Raw genomic sequence first — 15,049 nt, forward strand, 5'->3', positions numbered from 1 at the left:
ATTTATACGGCGATGACGTCGCCAAGACGCGCTTCGAGCACATCCATCGGCTGGGTGGACAGATCCTTGACGATTTCACCGGTGATGACGTCGCGCAGCCGGTCCGTCAGATGCGCGCGCAGCAGGCCGAGCATATGTGGTCCGGCCACGAGCACGAGCCGTTCGAAGTGTTTTGCATCGAGGGAACGACCCAACCGCCTGACAATGTCCTGCGCGAACCGGGTGTCGATGTGAAGCTGCGCATCGCTTTGTTCGACCGCCGCGATCCCCGGCCCGGCAATACTATGCCCGACACCTGCCCTGTCCCGCGGTTGGGGCGCTTTTTCGGCACGCCAGCGTTGTTCCGGCAACTCGACAAGACCCTTGCCGGGACCGTGATGGGCAACCACACGCGCTTCGCGCGCGTTCGCCAAAACAATCCAGGTCACCACAGGTTTCATCGTTTGCTCCCGATCCATTCGGTGTAAGTATCTGCCAGACCGGGCCCGGACGTCCTTGATCGATATCAATTGGCGCTTGCACCGCTGGCGGAGCATTTGGCAGGTTACGGGAAAGACTGAGAGGCTCCATGCAACCAGATGGGCAGGAGGGTGCATTACTGAACGCGCTGTTATCGACAGCGGCGGACGCAATCATCGTGTCCGACAGCGACGGTATCATTCAGCGCGCCAACGAGGCCGCTTGCCATCTTTTTCAGTACAGCACCGAAGAGATGCTTGGCCAAAGCGTCAATATTCTCATGCCGCAGGCGCTGGCCGATCTGCACGATGGATTCATGCAGCAATATGCCGAGACGGGCGAAAAACGTGTCCTTGGGATCGGGCGCGACGTGGAAGGGCAGCGCAAGGATAAATCCGTGTTTCCGCTGCACCTGTTGCTTGGAGAAACCAACGCCGGAGATCAGCACATGTTCGTGGCGATCCTGCGTGACCTGACGCATAACCATGCAACGCAGAACGCGCTGGCGCGGTCACAAAGACTTGACGCGATTGGCCAGATGACCGGCGGGATCGCGCATGATTTCAACAACTTGCTGACCGTCGTGATTGGCAACCTGGAGCTTATGGAAATGCGTGGCGTGACCAGTGGGCAGTTGTCGCTCATCCGCGACGCGCTTGATTCTGCCGAACTTGGGGCCGACCTTACCGCGCGCCTCATGGTGTTTGCACGCAAGAGCAATCTGCGACCGGTCGAAGTCGATCTGAAGGACGTCTGCGAAAAGACTCTATCCATCCTGCGACGTGCGCTGGGGTCGACATACACCATCAGAACAGACTTCGCGGCGGATATCTCCAAGGTGATGATCGATCCGGTGCAACTCCAGTCCGCGCTCATGAACCTGACCCTGAATGCACGCGACGCGATGGGGCCAACGGGCGAGTTGCTGATTTCGATTGCCAACATCACGATTGACGACACCTACATGGCACAGGAAACGGATATTACCCCCGGCGACTACGTGCGTCTGTTCGTGAGCGACAACGGTGCGGGAATGAGCATCGAAGCCCAGCGCCGAGCCTTTGAACCTTTCTTCACCACCAAATCCGAAAGTGGCGGGACAGGTCTCGGGCTGGCCATGGTCTATGGGTTTGTGCGCCAATCCGGTGGCCACATTACGCTATACAGCGAGCTTGATCTGGGCACGAGCTTCGGGCTCTATTTTCCGGCCATTTCGGGGACGCAGGGAAAGGCCGGTGGATCAGGCCGCGAGCACACGGAAGACACGGTCCCACCCGGGAAAGGTCAGACTGTGCTGGTCGTCGAGGACAATCCCAAAGTCCGCAAACTCTCCGTACAACGTATTCGCGATCTTGGTTTCAAAACAGCGGAGGCCAGCAGCGGCGACGAAGCGTACCAGATGCTCAGGGACGGGCTGCATGCCGATGTTGTTTTCTCGGATCTGGTCATGCCCGGCAGTCTGAACGGATATGACCTCGCGGCGAAAGCCACTGCGGACTTCCCGCATCTGAAGGTTCTGCTGACCTCGGGATACGCCAGCGACGTGGTGACCGGGAAAATGTCGCGCGGGCAGGACCACGATATCCTGCACAAACCTTATCGGCAGTGGGATCTGGCGACGAGGCTTCAGGCGCTGTTGACCGACGGGTCCGGCGTCTGAACCGTCTTAACGTCGCAGGCAAATGTATAGCCGACACCGCGCACCGTTTTGATCAGCTTGGGTTCCGATGGGTTTCGCTCGATCTTCTTGCGCAGCCGCGCAATCTGGTTGTCGATGGTGCGGTCCAGCGGGCTCCAATCATGCCCTCCCGTCAAATTCATGAGCTGGTCACGTGACAACACGCGCTTGGGGCGCTTCAAAAACACGGTCAACAGCTTGAAATCACCGCTTGTCAAATCGCGATCCAGGCCACCGCGGTCCAGAAACTGAAGGCGATCGGGAATGGCGATCATTCCGTCGAAATGGAATTTCTCGCATGCCGCGTCACCCGTCGGATCAGGCTGAGCCATCTGTCCCCCTCCCGTCAGGTCGTTTTGCCCGACGCGACGCAGAACACTCCTGATGCGCGCGATGACTTCGCGGACGTGAAAGGGTTTGGTGATGTAGTCGTCAGCGCCGACCTCCAGCCCGACCACGCGGTCGATCAGGTCGTCTTTACCGCTGACGATGATGATGGGCACCGAAGACACCCGTCGCACGGTGCGCGCCAGTTCGATCCCGTTGTCCGAGCCAAGATTGATGTCCAACGTGATCAGGTTGACAACCGTCGTCCGGATAAGGTCGAGAACCTCCGCAGTGGTGCCCGCTTCCAGAACAGCAAATCCCTCGTCTTCCAGCACCTTGCGCAGGAGGCTCCGGACCTTGGCATCATCTTCGACCACAAGCACTGTGCTTTCTGACATTGTCAGTCTCTCCGTAGGACATCAGGTTGGAACACACGTCCAATTGTATCTAGTTACTCTGTCGCGGTAAGTGTTACTTGATACAAAAGATTACAAAATCTCGCAGTTGCAGCATAACCCACAATACCAAGGCTTTCCAAGATGGACCGATGATCACTGGGGGTTAGCCATATGTATGTCACGATTCCATCTGACCAAACTGCTCACGCGTCACACACACCACTTGCAAGATCGACCAGCACAATTGCCGAAACCCAGCTGAAAGCGGGTTCATACCTCTACTTTGAAGGCGACAAGGTAGAGTGGCTGTATCAGGTTACCGCAGGCGTGCTGCGATTGACACGTCTTCTAGAAGACGGTCGTCGGCAGGTCATTGCCTTCGGATACCCGGGGGATGTTGTCGGCTTCCCGTCAAACGGCCAGCATCACACCGATTGTGATGTGCTGGTGGACGCCCGTTTGCAGCCCTATCGTCGCTCCATGCTGGAGAATGGCGACGGGAATCCGACGCTTCACCGGGAACTGTTGCAGGCGGCGCTGCGCGAGATCAGCGCCATGCAGGACCATTTCATGATGCTGGGGCGCAAGTCCGCAATAGAAAAGGTTGCCTCATTTCTGTGCGTCCTCACGGAACGGGTGGGCCAGGATATCGGCGGATACAGGCAGGTGGACCTGCCGATGAGCCGTGGTGATATTGCCGACTTTCTCGGCCTGACCACCGAAACGGTCAGCCGGACGTTCACGCAGCTGCGCAAAAGCAAAATCATCGCGATCGACAATATTCACACCATAATCATGGTGCGCCCGACTGCCTTGCTTGCCTTGTCCCTCGGGGATCGCGAGTAAGACACCGTGCCTTTGTCGCGCGCCCGCACCGGATCGCCGCGCTATCGCTGTGGTCCTGCCCCTAGGGGTCGGGCCACAGCGCCCGTATCGCCGACGGCAGGCTGGCGCGGACATCCTCGATTTCACCCGCGCTCAACCGGGCGTTCAGCAAGTCGAACACACAGCGAATATCCTCGGACCCGCGGTATTCTTCCGTTTCACCCAGCTGCGTTTCGATGAACCCGATGAAATCTGCGGCTGATCTTTCCTTGATCGGCGTTCGCTTCGGCACCCAGCCTTCAAAGAAAATGCCACGGATCAACAGGGGAAGCTGGGCGGAAAACTGAGCCATCTCATCAAGCAACAGATGGTCGCGCAAATGGTGCAGGGTCACCCGGAGCAAACGCAGCGCACTGCGTTTTGATGACCAATCCAGACGGCCACTCAACTCGTTTATCCAGTCATGTGTTACGTGGGTCGCGCGGTCGATGACTTCCAAACCTTGCACGGACATTGCCAGTTCTCCAGTTCGTTTCAGTTTTCAATGGGCTGCATGTCGATATCGAATGCCTCGCCGGGATTTCCGATCAGATACTGGAGCACGGCGTTCGTCATAGCCCCGAGACCCAGAAGCACGAGGGTGTAGTTTGCGACCCAGCCAACAAATGGAATGAAATTCAGCATCGCAACAACAATGAGCGCGCCAGCAAAAACCAGCAGGCGCGTGATGTTGCCGGGCTCCGCGTCATTGCCGAACCCGACCCAGACGCGCATCGCGACGCTGTAGGCGCCCAGAGCGTATCCAAGCGTCCATGCGACGATGATGGCCAGAACCACGATAGGCACAAAGGGCAAGCCAACGATGGTGAGCCCGACAATGGGCACCATGCCAAACAGCATCGACAACCCGATGACCCCCAGCAGCATCGACTGGCCGGGGGCTCTGGCGATGCTCTGCCGCATCTTTTCAAGACGCCGGGGCATGAAGCCCAACATCACCGCGCCGAGAACGACGAAGAACAAAAGCGAGACGATGAAGCCGAACAGCATGGTCGCGAGCGTTGGCAACACGGGCATTTCCTTGCGCATCTTGTCCCATTCATCCCAGGCATCCGTTGCGGTGGCTTTTTCGAATATCACCCGGTCCGCTGCCGCCACGCGCTCAGGCACGTTGATCTTCTCTTTGGAGCGGTACGTCAGCGTACCGGCGATAACGGCCTCCGGCCCAAAGGAAATGGACCGTGCGACGATCCGCGCGTCACCCCTGACAGAAGCGTTCAAAACCACGTCGCGGCCGGTTGCGGTCAGAGCGCCTGCAACCGGCCCTTCGATCACGACAGTGTTGCCAAACAGCCGGGCATTTCCGCTGGTCTGCGACGCGGCCTCCGTGCGGACTGAGTAACCGGCGGCAGTCAAATCCTCGGCAGTTTTGCCCCGGACAACAACCGTTGCGCCAAAGGCATAAAGATCTTCGGACGTATTGGCGTTCGATGTGACGTCAAACCCGGTGACGTGCAAATCTCCCTGTGCCTCGCCGCGCACTGTGGCGGTTCGTGCCGAGGCAAAGGCGTCGCCGGACGTGTTGAGCGTCTCGTCGATCACCGCGCCCGCAGTGAAAAAATCTCCACCAGTCTCGACCCTGACCGTGTCCGACCAGGTGACCGTGCCGCAAAGGACTATAACAACCGCGGCACCGAAGCCTCGTAGAAAACGCATGGGCTGCTCCTTGAGTTCGAGTGCATTGTGCCTCTCCTACCCGAACGTCCGCGCAACAGATTGATCGGAATCAATCCGGCAACACCGCGATTTGTTACCCAAAGCGCGCACAGCTTGGTGCATCATACCAGGAAAGGAGACTTTTCATGCCACGCCACACATTACCCAGCCTGCATTCGGAATCAGGTGGATCTCTCTTCTTCCCCTCGTTTCAGAAAGAGATAAACCGGTTGATCGATCAGTTCCGCACCGGCTTTCCAATGCCGGACACGGCTGAACAGCCTGTTTTTTCAACCCCGCTGTTTCCGGCGGTGGACATCGTGGACACCGACGAGGCGATGGAGATCAGCGCCGAGGTGCCCGGTGTCCGGCAGGAAGATCTGGAGGCGACGATCACCGGCGATATCTTGACTTTAAAAGGGGAAAAAAGCTCAGATCACGAAGAGAGCGAAGATAGCTTTCACCGTATCGAACGCCGCTACGGCAGCTTTCGGCGCCAAATCCCGCTGGGGTTCTCTCCGGAGGAAGATGCGGTTTCCGCCAGTTTTGCCAATGGAGTGCTGAAGCTGCGGGTCGCCAAGCCGGTAACCGCAAAGGCCGAAGTTCGAAAAATCGACATCAGCAACGGCTGATACCGGCGCCGGGCACGCAAGCGCCCGCGTATCACTTACAAAAGGACAACCACCATGGGCGTTAAAACACTACTTGTATGCCTGACAACATCAGAGCACGCCGAGACATTGATGACGTTCGCCGCACCGCTCGCGCGTAAACATGATGCACATCTGATCGGATTGCACACAGTGGAAGCCCTGCTTGTCTATCCCGGGATCGCAATGCACGTACCCGAACCGGCCTTCGCGGCATTCAATGAAAGCCAGCGGGCAGAATCAGAAGCCATCGAGGCGATATTCACCAAACACACGCAGAACGAAGACTTCCCAAGCGAATTCCGCCTTCTGCGCGCCGAGGCGGTCTCCGCAAGTGACCGTATGGTTGAGAGTGCCCGGGCAGCAGACCTCGTGATTATGGCGCGCGAGGACGAGGCAACAGACCGCTATGACCAGCGGCAAGCACAGGTCCGCGTCATTCGCGAAAGCGGCCGTCCTGTTATCGTCGTGCCGTTGAATTACGAGGGTCCGACCATTGGCAGCAACATTCTCCTGGGATGGAGCGACACGCGCGAGGCCGCCCGGGCCGCCCACGATCTGTTGATCCTCGCGGAAGAGGGGGCCGCCGTGTCTGTTTTGCGGGTACGCAGCAAACCGCAGGACGCCTTCAAGGATTCAGATGGGATCGATCTGGCGGAAATGCTGTCGCGGCACGGCCTGAAGCCCGCTCTTGAACAACGCGACCCATCGGGAGGCGACATCGCCCAAACCCTGAATCAATTCGCATTCGAAAAAGGCGCGGATCTCATCGTGACCGGTGCCTTTGGCCATTCGAAAGCCTACGATTTCGTCATTGGTGCAACAACATATGCGCTGCTCAGGGAGTCGACGCTGCCGGTGATGTTTTGCAAGTAAGCGGTTGATTTGGGACCGCGATATCTGCCCAGACCGGCAAATGATCAGAGGCACGCCTGGCCAGAGCGCCCTCTTCAACGCCACCGCCATCCATCTGTAACCCGTAGCTCAACGCAAAGCGGTCAAGCGCGGCGACGGGACGGCGCGCGTGGAATGACCTGCCGGGCGCATGAACATTGAACCGCCCGGTCAGAGGTTCGAGGCCCCGGCGCTGCGACCATTCGTTGAAGTCCCCGGCGATGACGGTGTGTCCACTCTCATCTGTCGTTTGTCGCAACAGGTTCAGCTGGGTCCGTCGATCACGACGCAGCAACCCCAGGTGGGCTGCCACCACACACAAACCGGCACCCACGTCGAGGTTGATCCGCACGGCCCCGCGGGGCTCAAACCCGGGCAATTCCAGCGGCGTCGCATCCGTGACCTGCAACTCCCGGCGCAACAGGATGGCGTTGCCGTGCCAGCCCAGGCTGACCCCGTTTTCGCAGATCTCAAGGATGCTGTAATCCGTTTCAGCCTCGATCAACTCGCGCGGGATGGCCGGGGGGCGAGGTCCAAGTCTTTTATCGGCTTCCTGCAATACCACGACATCCGCGTCGAGCCGGTTAATGACCTGCAAGGTCCGTTCGGGGTTGCGTTTGTTATCAAGACCCCGCGCCTTACGTACATTATAGCTGCCAATTCGGATAAAAGTTTCTGCCATGTCCACTATATAGGAAATGACGCAACCGATTTTAATGCCATGACGACACCCAGACCATGAATATTGCAAAGAATACCGGCCCCGTCATGCTCTCGATCTGGGCATTGCTCCTGTTCGCAGGACTGATTGCACTGGGATTCGGGCGCTGGTCACTGGCCTTTGTCAGCCTCGCTACGCTGGCCCTGTCGCTGGTCCCGCCGCTACTCGCCTCGCGCTGGTCACTGACGCTACCCGTGCCGTTTCTCTTCGCCACAACGCTGTTCATCTTCGCCTCCGTCTTTCTGGGAGAGGCGCTGGATTTTTATGAACGCCTCTGGTGGTGGGATCTTGCCTTACACGGGATCTCAGCCTTCGGGTTCGGCCTGACGGGATTTCTGTTTGTCTTCATGCTGTTCGAAGGTGACCGCTTTGCCGCACCGCCGTCGGCCATTGCGTTCATCACCTTTTGCGTGGCCATGACCATTGGCGGCATGTGGGAGATTTTCGAGTTCTTGATGGACGAAACCTTTGGCCTCAACATGCAGAAAAGCGGGCTGGTGGACACCATCGGTGACCTGATGATCAACGCCGTGGGCAGTTTCGCCGCCAGTCTCACGGGATACGTCTACCTTGTGCGCAATTCTGCCGGGCCGCTTGGGCGCGCGCTGTCCGAATTCATCAGCCTCAACAGACGCCTGTACCAGAAGTCGAAGGATCGGCTCAAAAAGTAGACCGCACCGCCGCCCGTGATTGATCAATCTCAATCCCATGTCGTGAATTACGGCCATTCTTGTCGCGCGTTGACCCCGTCACTTCGTGAAAGACATCCCAAATGGTGCAAACCTCCCAGCCTGCGGTTTCAACCGACCAACCCGCCACGGGATGGTTTCCGACCGCCTATACGATCCTTTTCGCCCTTGTCGTGATAATGGCCATCCTCACGTGGCTGGTGCCCGCCGGCGAATACCAGCGGGTACAAAGCGATATCCTCGGCAAGGATGTGCCCGTGCCCGGGACCTATCAGACCGTCGAGGCAGCACCCCAGAGCATTACACATGTACTGATGGCGCCGATTGCCGGGTTCTATGATCCGGTCTCCTACGAAGCGAATGCGATCGATGTCTCGCTCTTCGTTCTGGTGGTCGGCGGGTTTCTGGGTGTGGTCACCGCTACCGGGGCCATCGACATCGGTGTGTCACAGGCCATGCGCAAGCTCAAAGGGCGCGAAAAGTGGATGATCCCGATCATGATGACGCTCTTCGCGGCTGGCGGCACAACCTATGGCATGGCCGAAGAAACGCTGGCCTTTTACGTTCTCCTGATCCCGATCATGATCGCCGCGGGCTATGACGCCCTGACCGGTGTGGCGGTGATCATGCTGGGTGCGGGGGTCGGGGTCATAGGCTCGACCATCAATCCGTTCTCAACCGCGATTGCGTCTGACGCCGCGGGCATTCCATTCACCCAGGGCATGTGGCTGCGCGTCGCGATCCTCGGGCTGTGCTGGCTGGCCGCCACCCTTTTCGTCATGCGCTATGCAGAGCGCGTGCGCCGCGACCCGTCCGCCTCGCGCGTGGCCGACATGAAAGAGGCCAACGAAGCCTTTTTCCTGCAACCGGCGAAGCGACCGGACACGGAAAAGCTGACGCCCCTGCATATTGTGATCCTGATCCTTTTTGCTGCGACCTTCGCCGTTATGGTATGGGGTGTTTCCACGCAGGGCTGGTGGATGGCGGAAATGTCCGCCCTCTTTCTGGGCTCCGCCATCCTGATCGGCACGCTTGCCTGGCTGGGGGAAAAGCAGTTCACCACCGCCTTCGTGGCGGGTGCGCGCGACCTGCTGGGCGTTGCCCTCGTCATCGGACTGGCGCGCGGCATTGTCATCATCATGGATCAGGGCCGGATTACCGATACGTTCCTGCATGGCTTCGAGGGATGGATAGGTGGCATGTCGGACATCGCCTTCGTCAATGCCTTGTTCGCAATCGAAGCATTGATGAGCTTTCTGGTGCCCTCGACATCCGGCCTTGCCGTTCTGTCGATGCCGATCATGGCACCCCTGTCCGATTTCGCCGGGGTGAGCCGTGACCTTGCTGTCACCGCCTTTCAGACCGCCATCGGCATCACCAACCTCATCGCACCTACATATGCCGTTGTCGTGGGTGGTCTGGCCATCGGGCGGGTTCCCTACAACAGGTGGCTGCTGTTCATCTGGCCGCTCCTTCTGATCCTGTCGTTTATTTGCATGGCTCTGCTGAGCCTGGCGGTGATGTTGTGACCGCCCCCCTTGGTGTTCATTCCGAAACCGGCAAGCTGCGCGCGGTGATGGTGTCGCGCCCGGGGTTGGCGCATGAACGGCTGACGCCCAGCAACTGCGACGAACTTTTATTCGATGACGTGTTCTGGGTTGAAGAGGCGCGCAAGGATCACTTTGCCTTTTGTGACAAGATGCGTGACCGCGGCATTGAAGTGCTGGACCAACACGACATGTTGACGGAGATACTCGACATCGCAAAGGCGCGCCGGTGGCTGCTTGATCGCAAGATCACCGAGGACCACATCGGTGTCGGCATGATGGATGATCTGCGCGCATGGCTGGACGAGATGCCCTCGCCTGCGCTGACGCGGTTTCTGACCGGCGGTATCACGGTGCACGATCTGCCCTTTGCCCCGACCAGCATGTTCGGCCGGTTTCTGGGAGCAGACGGTTTTGTCCTGCCGCCGCTGCCGAACCTGCTGTTCACACGCGACACCAGCTGTTGGATCTATGGCGGCGTGACCCTCAACCCGATGCATTGGCCGGCCCGTCAGCAGGAAACTCTGATTGCCGCGGCGATCTACCGGTTTCACCCCCGTTTTGCGGGGCGGACAAAAGTCTGGTGGGGCAATCCCGATCAGGATTTTGGCCCAGCAACCCTGGAAGGAGGGGATATCATGCCCATCGGCAACGGGGTCGTTCTGGCGGGCATGGGAGAGCGCACAACCCCTCAGGCGGTGGGTCAGCTGGCCATGTCCCTGTTCCGTCAGGAAGCCGCCGAACGTGTTATTGCCTGCCAGATGCCAGCGTCGCGCGCTGCCATGCATCTCGACACGGTTTTCACTTTTTGTGATCGGGATCTGGTGACCAGCTTCACGCATGTGGCTGACAAGATCAGATGTTTCACCCTGTTCCCGGACGACAGGCGTGGACTGCGCGTGAAGGAAGACCCGGGCAACATATTCGACATGGTCGAGGAGGCGCTTGGCCTGACATCCCTGCGCACCATTGGCACCGGCGGTGATCACTTCGAGCAGGAGCGCGAACAGTGGGACGATGGCAATAATGTCGTAGCCCTGGAGCCGGGCGTTGTGCTGGCCTATGACCGCAACGTGCATACCAACACATTGCTGCGTAAGGCCGGTGTCGAAGTGATCACGATCCGCGGTGCCGAGCTGGGTCGCGGTCGCGGCGGCGGCCATTGCATGACCTGTCCGATCTCACGCGATCCTGTGGAGTAAGCGCATGGCCTATAACCTCAAGAACCGATCCTTCCTGACCCTGCGGGATTTCACCGGACCCGAAATCAGGTTTCTGCTGAAACTCGCCGCCGATCTGAAAGCGGCCAAATACGCAGGCACCGAACAACAGACGCTTGCGGGGCGGGAAATTGCCCTGATCTTCGAGAAAAATTCAACCCGCACCCGTGTCGGTTTCGAAGTCGCCGCCCATGATCAGGGGGCGCATGTCACCTATCTTGGCCCCTCGGGCAGCCACATCGGCAAGAAGGAAAGCATCAAGGATACAGCGCGCGTTCTGGGCCGGGTGTATGATGCGATCGAGTATCGCGGGTTTGGCCAGAAGGTCGTGGAAACGCTGGCCGAATGGTCAGGCGTACCCGTCTACAATGGCCTGACGGATGAATTCCATCCCACGCAGATCCTTGCGGATGTGTTGACGATGACCGAACATGTCGACAAACCGCTTGGCCAGATCGCCTTCTGTTTTCTGGGTGATGTTGGCAACAACATGGGCGACAGTCTGTTGATCGGCGCGGCGAAACTGGGCATGGATGTGCGGCTGTGTGGACCGAAATCGCTGTGGCCGGACCAATCCATCGTCAAGGCCGCGCTGGCGCAAGCCAAGCAAACCGGTGCGCGGATCTTACTGACGGAGGACGTCCAGCAAGGGGTGAGCGAATGCGATGTTCTCTATACCGATGTCTGGGTCTCGATGGGTGAGGCCGAAAAGGTCTGGGCGGAAAGGATCAAGCTGCTGATGCCGTATCAGGTCACCTCGGAGGTCATGGCGATGACCGGCAATCCCCAGACGAAGTTCATGCATTGCCTGCCCGCCTTTCACAACACTGATACAGAGGTCGGTGCAGAAATCCGACAGAAGTTTGGCCTTGACGGGATGGAGGTCACGGAAGAGGTGTTTGAATCCACCGCCTCCATCGTCTTTGATCAGGCGGAAAACAGGATGCACACGATCAAAGCGGTTCTTGTTGCAACTTTGGGGTCCTGAATGAGAATTGTCGTTGCGTTGGGCGGTAACGCCCTGTCTGTCAGAGGCGAAAGCCTGACCGCCGAAAGCCAGCGTGCCAGCATCCGGGTTGCCGCCGCCTCTCTCGCGCAGCTTCTGGAGGCTGGTCATGAAGTGGTCATCACCCACGGGAACGGCCCTCAGGTCGGGTATCTGGCCCTGCAGGGCGGCGCCTTTCCCCTCGATGTGCTGGGGGCGGAAACCGATGGGATGATCGGCTATGTCCTCCAACAGGAGCTCGACAACGCCTATGCCCCGGAAACCCACTACGCCACCCTGCTGACCCAGATCGAAGTCGATCCCGATGATCCTGCGTTTTTGGCACCGACCAAATTCATCGGGCCAATCTACACCGAGGAAGAAGCGGCGAAACTCAGTGCAGAGCGCAGTTGGACCATGGGCCGGGACGGCGTGCATTTTCGCCGCACGGTGCCATCGCCGCGGCCCAAGCGGATCCTCGAACTGGGTGTGATACGGTTGTTGCTCGACCAGGGCGTTGTCATCATCTGTGCTGGCGGGGGCGGTATTCCGGTTGTTCAAAAAGACGATGGCTCGATGATCGGGGTGGAGGCCGTGATTGACAAGGATCACGCCAGTGGTCTGCTGGCACGCGCTCTGGACGCCGATGCCTTCCTGATGCTCACGGATGTTGCGGGCGTGTTCACGGGCTGGGGGACGCCGGACCAGTCCCTGATCAGACAGGCCTCCCCGCAGGAGCTTGCGCAAATGTCCTTTCCCGCCGGGTCGATGGGACCGAAGGTGGAGGCCGCCTGCGAATTTGCCACGGCAACCGGCGGTTTTGCCGCGATCGGTCGCCTGGCCGACACGCAGAGCCTTGTCGCCGGAACGACCGGCACGCGGATCTGTTCAGACCGCAACGCCCCACCAGCTCCGTGACGTCACTGATCGCCGGACCGGCGGGCTGAGGCTGATGCAGAGAATGGCGATCGAGAACAGGCACCAGATTGCGGGCATCTCATTCGGGTCATCTGTCAGATACCAGGCGAGCACGGGGCCGGTCACCAGATGCAGCAGCACGAAGCGCCACGCACCGTAAAGCAACGGCAGCGCAAAGGCGGCGGCCATGTAGGTCGGAAAGCCGAAATGCGTGCCAAGTGCGGCTTCCAGCGGCCGCAAGAGACCATTGTACGGCACGTCCCACGCGATGTGCCACTCCCCCGAAACGGTACAGTAAGCCTGCCCGCACAGTGCTGTGCCCGGTTGGCACGTCCCAAAGGTTTCCCAAGGGATGATCTGCGCCAGCATGACCGCCGAGGAGCCCGCACAAAGCGATAGTATCCACACCCGGACACGACGCCTGACCGCCCCGGGCACCAGTTCCATCGCGAAGAGATTGATGAAGATCGGCTGGAAAACGATGTGCAGGTACGACAGCAGCGTGATGGTCTGATTTGCTGGTGTGCCGCATTTATCCACAACGATGTATCCGGCAACCTGCAGGGCCTCCATCGCGGTGAAGTAACCAAGCGTCGCCCAGATTGCCGCAGGCTGTTTGTGGTGCAGGGTGACGCCAGTGGCGACCGCACCGACAATAACCATCGCTGCGGAGGCTTCAATGCTCCAGCACACCGGTCAAATGGCCTCGTAGCGGGCCAGCCTTCGCAAAAACCTGTCGCGTTCTTCCAGCAGCTCAAGCACCAGCGCGACACCGGCGGTGTTGATCCCCAGATCCCGGTTCAGCCGTCGCGCTTTCTTGGCACGGACGATGTTTGCCCCCCTGAAGCGCCAGGTCTGAGCAGTAGACCCGTGCGGTTCGAGCACGCCATGCTCCACCAGTTCAATGACCCATGCCTCGTCCGCCTCGCAGAAACGACACAGGTCCGGCAGCGAAAGCGCGTCCACGATATCGCTGCGCCGCGTTGCTTTTTTCATAGTCCTATCCTCCAAGATGGGCGCGCGGATCAAATGGCATCACCTTTGCCATTTCCTCAAAGAACGCGCGCGCTTCTTCCGTGGTGACCTTCGGATTGACGATTTTGAGCGTCGCATAGATGTCGCCGGCGGGTGTGCCGGGCAAACCCTTGCCCTTGAGCCGCAGTTTTTGCCCCGTGCGCGCACTTTCAGGGATGCGAAGATCCACCTTGCCGCCCGGTGTCGGCATCACGACATGCCCCCCCAAGACGGCCTCCCAGGGCGCAACGGGCAGATCAAGATGCAGGTCTTTACCCTCGGGCCGGTAAATCGGATGAGGCGCGAAGGACACTTCCAGAAACAGGTCTCCTGCGGGACCACCGCCAAAAGAAGATGCGCCCTGCCCGGCAAGCCGGATGTGCTGCCCTTGCATTATGCCTTTGGGCACGCTCACCGAAACGGACCGCTCCTGCAGGGTGACAGCCCCATCCGGCCCCACCACGGGCGACCGCATCGTCAAGGTGCGCGCTGCGCCCCTATATGCGTCCTCAATGTCGATCATCAACTGCGCATGGCTGTCCGCGCCACGGCCTGACGCCCGGTGTCCGCCCGCTGCCCCGCCACGCCGGAACAGCGTCTCAAAAAAGTCGCTGAACGCCCCCTCGGGACCGGGGCCGCCTTCGGAAAACGCAAAGCCGCTGTCCCATCCGGGGGGCGGCTGATAGCCTCCCGCGCCGCGCGGCGGTTCGGCACCCAATTGATCGTAGGCCGCACGCTTTTCGGGATCGCTCAACACCTCGTAGGCTTCGTTCACATCCTTGAACTTGGCCTCTGCATCGGCAGATGTGTTGATGTCAGGGTGATACTTGCGGGCAGCTTTGCGAAAGGCTCGCTTTATCTCGTCTGCAGTTGCATCGCGCTTCACCCCCAACGCTTTGTAGTAGTCCTTGAATTCCATCTGCCATGTATCCGAAAATCTGATGTCGCAGCAAATTGGCACAGCGCTCATCGAGCTTCATTGATCTTTGTCAGTCGTCTGGCGGTATG

General features: G+C 59.3%; 17 protein-coding genes. 9 read left to right on the forward strand and 8 right to left on the reverse strand.

The genetic code is table 11. From position 1 onward, the window contains the following. Positions 1–2 precede the first annotated feature (2 nt). A complete protein-coding gene (locus KX928_RS00665; protein WP_219497807.1) occupies positions 3–440 on the reverse strand; it encodes a host attachment protein in 438 nt (145 codons plus the stop codon). A gap of 128 nt (positions 441–568) precedes the next feature. Between KX928_RS00665 and KX928_RS00670 the strand changes: the two genes are divergently transcribed. Then, positions 569–2,119, forward strand: a complete 1,551-nt coding sequence (locus tag KX928_RS00670; RefSeq protein ID WP_219497809.1) for a PAS domain S-box protein — start codon at positions 569–571, stop codon at positions 2,117–2,119. On the opposite strand, the gene KX928_RS00675 is transcribed toward KX928_RS00670, so the two are convergent. Further along, complete coding sequence (locus KX928_RS00675) at positions 2,086–2,862, reverse strand: response regulator (protein WP_219497810.1); 777 nt, start codon at positions 2,860–2,862, stop codon at positions 2,086–2,088. The genes KX928_RS00670 and KX928_RS00675 overlap by 34 nt on opposite strands. Positions 2,863–3,033: 171 nt before the next feature. Here KX928_RS00675 and KX928_RS00680 point away from each other — a divergent pair, with 171 nt between their 5' ends. Continuing rightward, on the forward strand, positions 3,034–3,708 hold the full coding sequence (locus KX928_RS00680) for a helix-turn-helix domain-containing protein (RefSeq protein ID WP_219497812.1): 675 nt from the start codon (positions 3,034–3,036) through the stop codon (positions 3,706–3,708). A gap of 61 nt (positions 3,709–3,769) precedes the next feature. On the opposite strand, the gene KX928_RS00685 is transcribed toward KX928_RS00680, so the two are convergent. Together KX928_RS00685 and KX928_RS00690 are read right to left on the reverse strand one after the other, a co-directional pair. After that, the gene (locus KX928_RS00685) at positions 3,770–4,201 is read right to left on the reverse strand and encodes a DUF2267 domain-containing protein (protein ID WP_257883465.1); all 432 of its coding nucleotides are present in this window, start codon (positions 4,199–4,201) and stop codon (positions 3,770–3,772) included. A 20-nt stretch (positions 4,202–4,221) separates the two neighbouring features. After that, complete coding sequence (locus KX928_RS00690; RefSeq protein ID WP_219497813.1) at positions 4,222–5,403, reverse strand: DUF8173 domain-containing protein; 1,182 nt, start codon at positions 5,401–5,403, stop codon at positions 4,222–4,224. Between the two features lie 146 nt (positions 5,404–5,549). On the opposite strand from KX928_RS00690, the gene KX928_RS00695 reads away from it, so the two are divergent. Together KX928_RS00695 and KX928_RS00700 are read left to right on the forward strand one after the other, a co-directional pair. Then, on the forward strand, positions 5,550–6,035 hold the full coding sequence (locus KX928_RS00695) for an Hsp20/alpha crystallin family protein (RefSeq protein WP_219497817.1): 486 nt from the start codon (positions 5,550–5,552) through the stop codon (positions 6,033–6,035). 54 nt (positions 6,036–6,089) lie between these two features. Beyond that, a complete protein-coding gene (locus KX928_RS00700) occupies positions 6,090–6,929 on the forward strand; it encodes a universal stress protein (protein WP_219497819.1) in 840 nt (279 codons plus the stop codon). Here KX928_RS00700 and KX928_RS00705 read toward each other — a convergent pair. Then, positions 6,892–7,629, reverse strand: coding sequence for an endonuclease/exonuclease/phosphatase family protein (locus tag KX928_RS00705; protein WP_219497820.1), 738 nt, complete (start codon positions 7,627–7,629; stop codon positions 6,892–6,894). The genes KX928_RS00700 and KX928_RS00705 overlap by 38 nt on opposite strands. A 56-nt stretch (positions 7,630–7,685) precedes the next feature. Here KX928_RS00705 and KX928_RS00710 point away from each other — a divergent pair, with 56 nt between their 5' ends. From KX928_RS00710 to arcC, 5 genes are all read left to right on the forward strand, one after another. Then, positions 7,686–8,339: a DUF2238 domain-containing protein gene (locus KX928_RS00710; RefSeq protein WP_219497823.1), complete on the forward strand. Its 654-nt coding sequence runs from the start codon at positions 7,686–7,688 to the stop codon at positions 8,337–8,339. Positions 8,340–8,440: 101 nt separating this feature from the next. After that, complete coding sequence (locus KX928_RS00715) at positions 8,441–9,886, forward strand: YfcC family protein (RefSeq protein WP_219497825.1); 1,446 nt, start codon at positions 8,441–8,443, stop codon at positions 9,884–9,886. After that, entirely contained in the window at positions 9,883–11,106 is a 1,224-nt protein-coding gene (locus KX928_RS00720; RefSeq protein WP_219497827.1) for an arginine deiminase, read from the forward strand. Before KX928_RS00715 ends, KX928_RS00720 begins: the two co-directional genes overlap by 4 nt. 4 nt (positions 11,107–11,110) lie before the next feature. Further along, a complete protein-coding gene (gene argF / locus KX928_RS00725; RefSeq protein WP_219497829.1) occupies positions 11,111–12,112 on the forward strand; it encodes an ornithine carbamoyltransferase in 1,002 nt (333 codons plus the stop codon). Beyond that, positions 12,113–13,027 carry a carbamate kinase gene (gene arcC / locus KX928_RS00730; protein WP_219497832.1) on the forward strand — a complete coding sequence of 305 codons (915 nt, stop codon included), beginning with the start codon at positions 12,113–12,115 and terminating at the stop codon, positions 13,025–13,027. Here arcC and KX928_RS00735 read toward each other — a convergent pair. The 3 genes from KX928_RS00735 to KX928_RS00745 are packed head-to-tail and all read right to left on the reverse strand — an operon-like array spanning position 12,998 to position 15,011. Beyond that, positions 12,998–13,720: a DUF5765 domain-containing protein gene (locus KX928_RS00735; RefSeq protein WP_219497834.1), complete on the reverse strand. Its 723-nt coding sequence runs from the start codon at positions 13,718–13,720 to the stop codon at positions 12,998–13,000. The two genes, arcC and KX928_RS00735, sit on opposite strands and share 30 nt — an antisense overlap. Positions 13,721–13,723: 3 nt before the next feature. Beyond that, positions 13,724–14,023, reverse strand: coding sequence for a chaperone modulator CbpM (locus KX928_RS00740; RefSeq protein WP_219497836.1), 300 nt, complete (start codon positions 14,021–14,023; stop codon positions 13,724–13,726). 4 nt (positions 14,024–14,027) lie between these two features. Beyond that, the gene (locus tag KX928_RS00745; protein ID WP_257883468.1) at positions 14,028–15,011 is read right to left on the reverse strand and encodes a DnaJ C-terminal domain-containing protein; all 984 of its coding nucleotides are present in this window, start codon (positions 15,009–15,011) and stop codon (positions 14,028–14,030) included. Positions 15,012–15,049 lie beyond the last annotated feature (38 nt).

Origin of the sequence: Roseobacter insulae (assembly GCF_019375555.1) — a bacterium.
Lineage (GTDB): Bacteria > Pseudomonadota > Alphaproteobacteria > Rhodobacterales > Rhodobacteraceae > Roseobacter > Roseobacter insulae.

What these genes read in the sequence shown, in the direction of transcription:
- KX928_RS00665 (WP_219497807.1), bottom strand. Translation starts at nt 440, where the DNA reads ATGAAACCTGTGGTGACCTGGATTGTTTTGGCGAACGCGCGCGAAGCG.
- KX928_RS00670 (WP_219497809.1), top strand. Translation starts at nt 569, where the DNA reads ATGCAACCAGATGGGCAGGAGGGTGCATTACTGAACGCGCTGTTATCG.
- KX928_RS00675 (WP_219497810.1), bottom strand. Translation starts at nt 2,862, where the DNA reads ATGTCAGAAAGCACAGTGCTTGTGGTCGAAGATGATGCCAAGGTCCGG.
- KX928_RS00680 (WP_219497812.1), top strand. Translation starts at nt 3,034, where the DNA reads ATGTATGTCACGATTCCATCTGACCAAACTGCTCACGCGTCACACACA.
- KX928_RS00685 (WP_257883465.1), bottom strand. Translation starts at nt 4,201, where the DNA reads ATGTCCGTGCAAGGTTTGGAAGTCATCGACCGCGCGACCCACGTAACA.
- KX928_RS00690 (WP_219497813.1), bottom strand. Translation starts at nt 5,403, where the DNA reads ATGCGTTTTCTACGAGGCTTCGGTGCCGCGGTTGTTATAGTCCTTTGC.
- KX928_RS00695 (WP_219497817.1), top strand. Translation starts at nt 5,550, where the DNA reads ATGCCACGCCACACATTACCCAGCCTGCATTCGGAATCAGGTGGATCT.
- KX928_RS00700 (WP_219497819.1), top strand. Translation starts at nt 6,090, where the DNA reads ATGGGCGTTAAAACACTACTTGTATGCCTGACAACATCAGAGCACGCC.
- KX928_RS00705 (WP_219497820.1), bottom strand. Translation starts at nt 7,629, where the DNA reads ATGGCAGAAACTTTTATCCGAATTGGCAGCTATAATGTACGTAAGGCG.
- KX928_RS00710 (WP_219497823.1), top strand. Translation starts at nt 7,686, where the DNA reads ATGAATATTGCAAAGAATACCGGCCCCGTCATGCTCTCGATCTGGGCA.
- KX928_RS00715 (WP_219497825.1), top strand. Translation starts at nt 8,441, where the DNA reads ATGGTGCAAACCTCCCAGCCTGCGGTTTCAACCGACCAACCCGCCACG.
- argF (WP_219497829.1), top strand. Translation starts at nt 11,111, where the DNA reads ATGGCCTATAACCTCAAGAACCGATCCTTCCTGACCCTGCGGGATTTC.
- arcC (WP_219497832.1), top strand. Translation starts at nt 12,113, where the DNA reads ATGAGAATTGTCGTTGCGTTGGGCGGTAACGCCCTGTCTGTCAGAGGC.
- KX928_RS00740 (WP_219497836.1), bottom strand. Translation starts at nt 14,023, where the DNA reads ATGAAAAAAGCAACGCGGCGCAGCGATATCGTGGACGCGCTTTCGCTG.
- KX928_RS00745 (WP_257883468.1), bottom strand. Translation starts at nt 15,011, where the DNA reads ATGAGCGCTGTGCCAATTTGCTGCGACATCAGATTTTCGGATACATGG.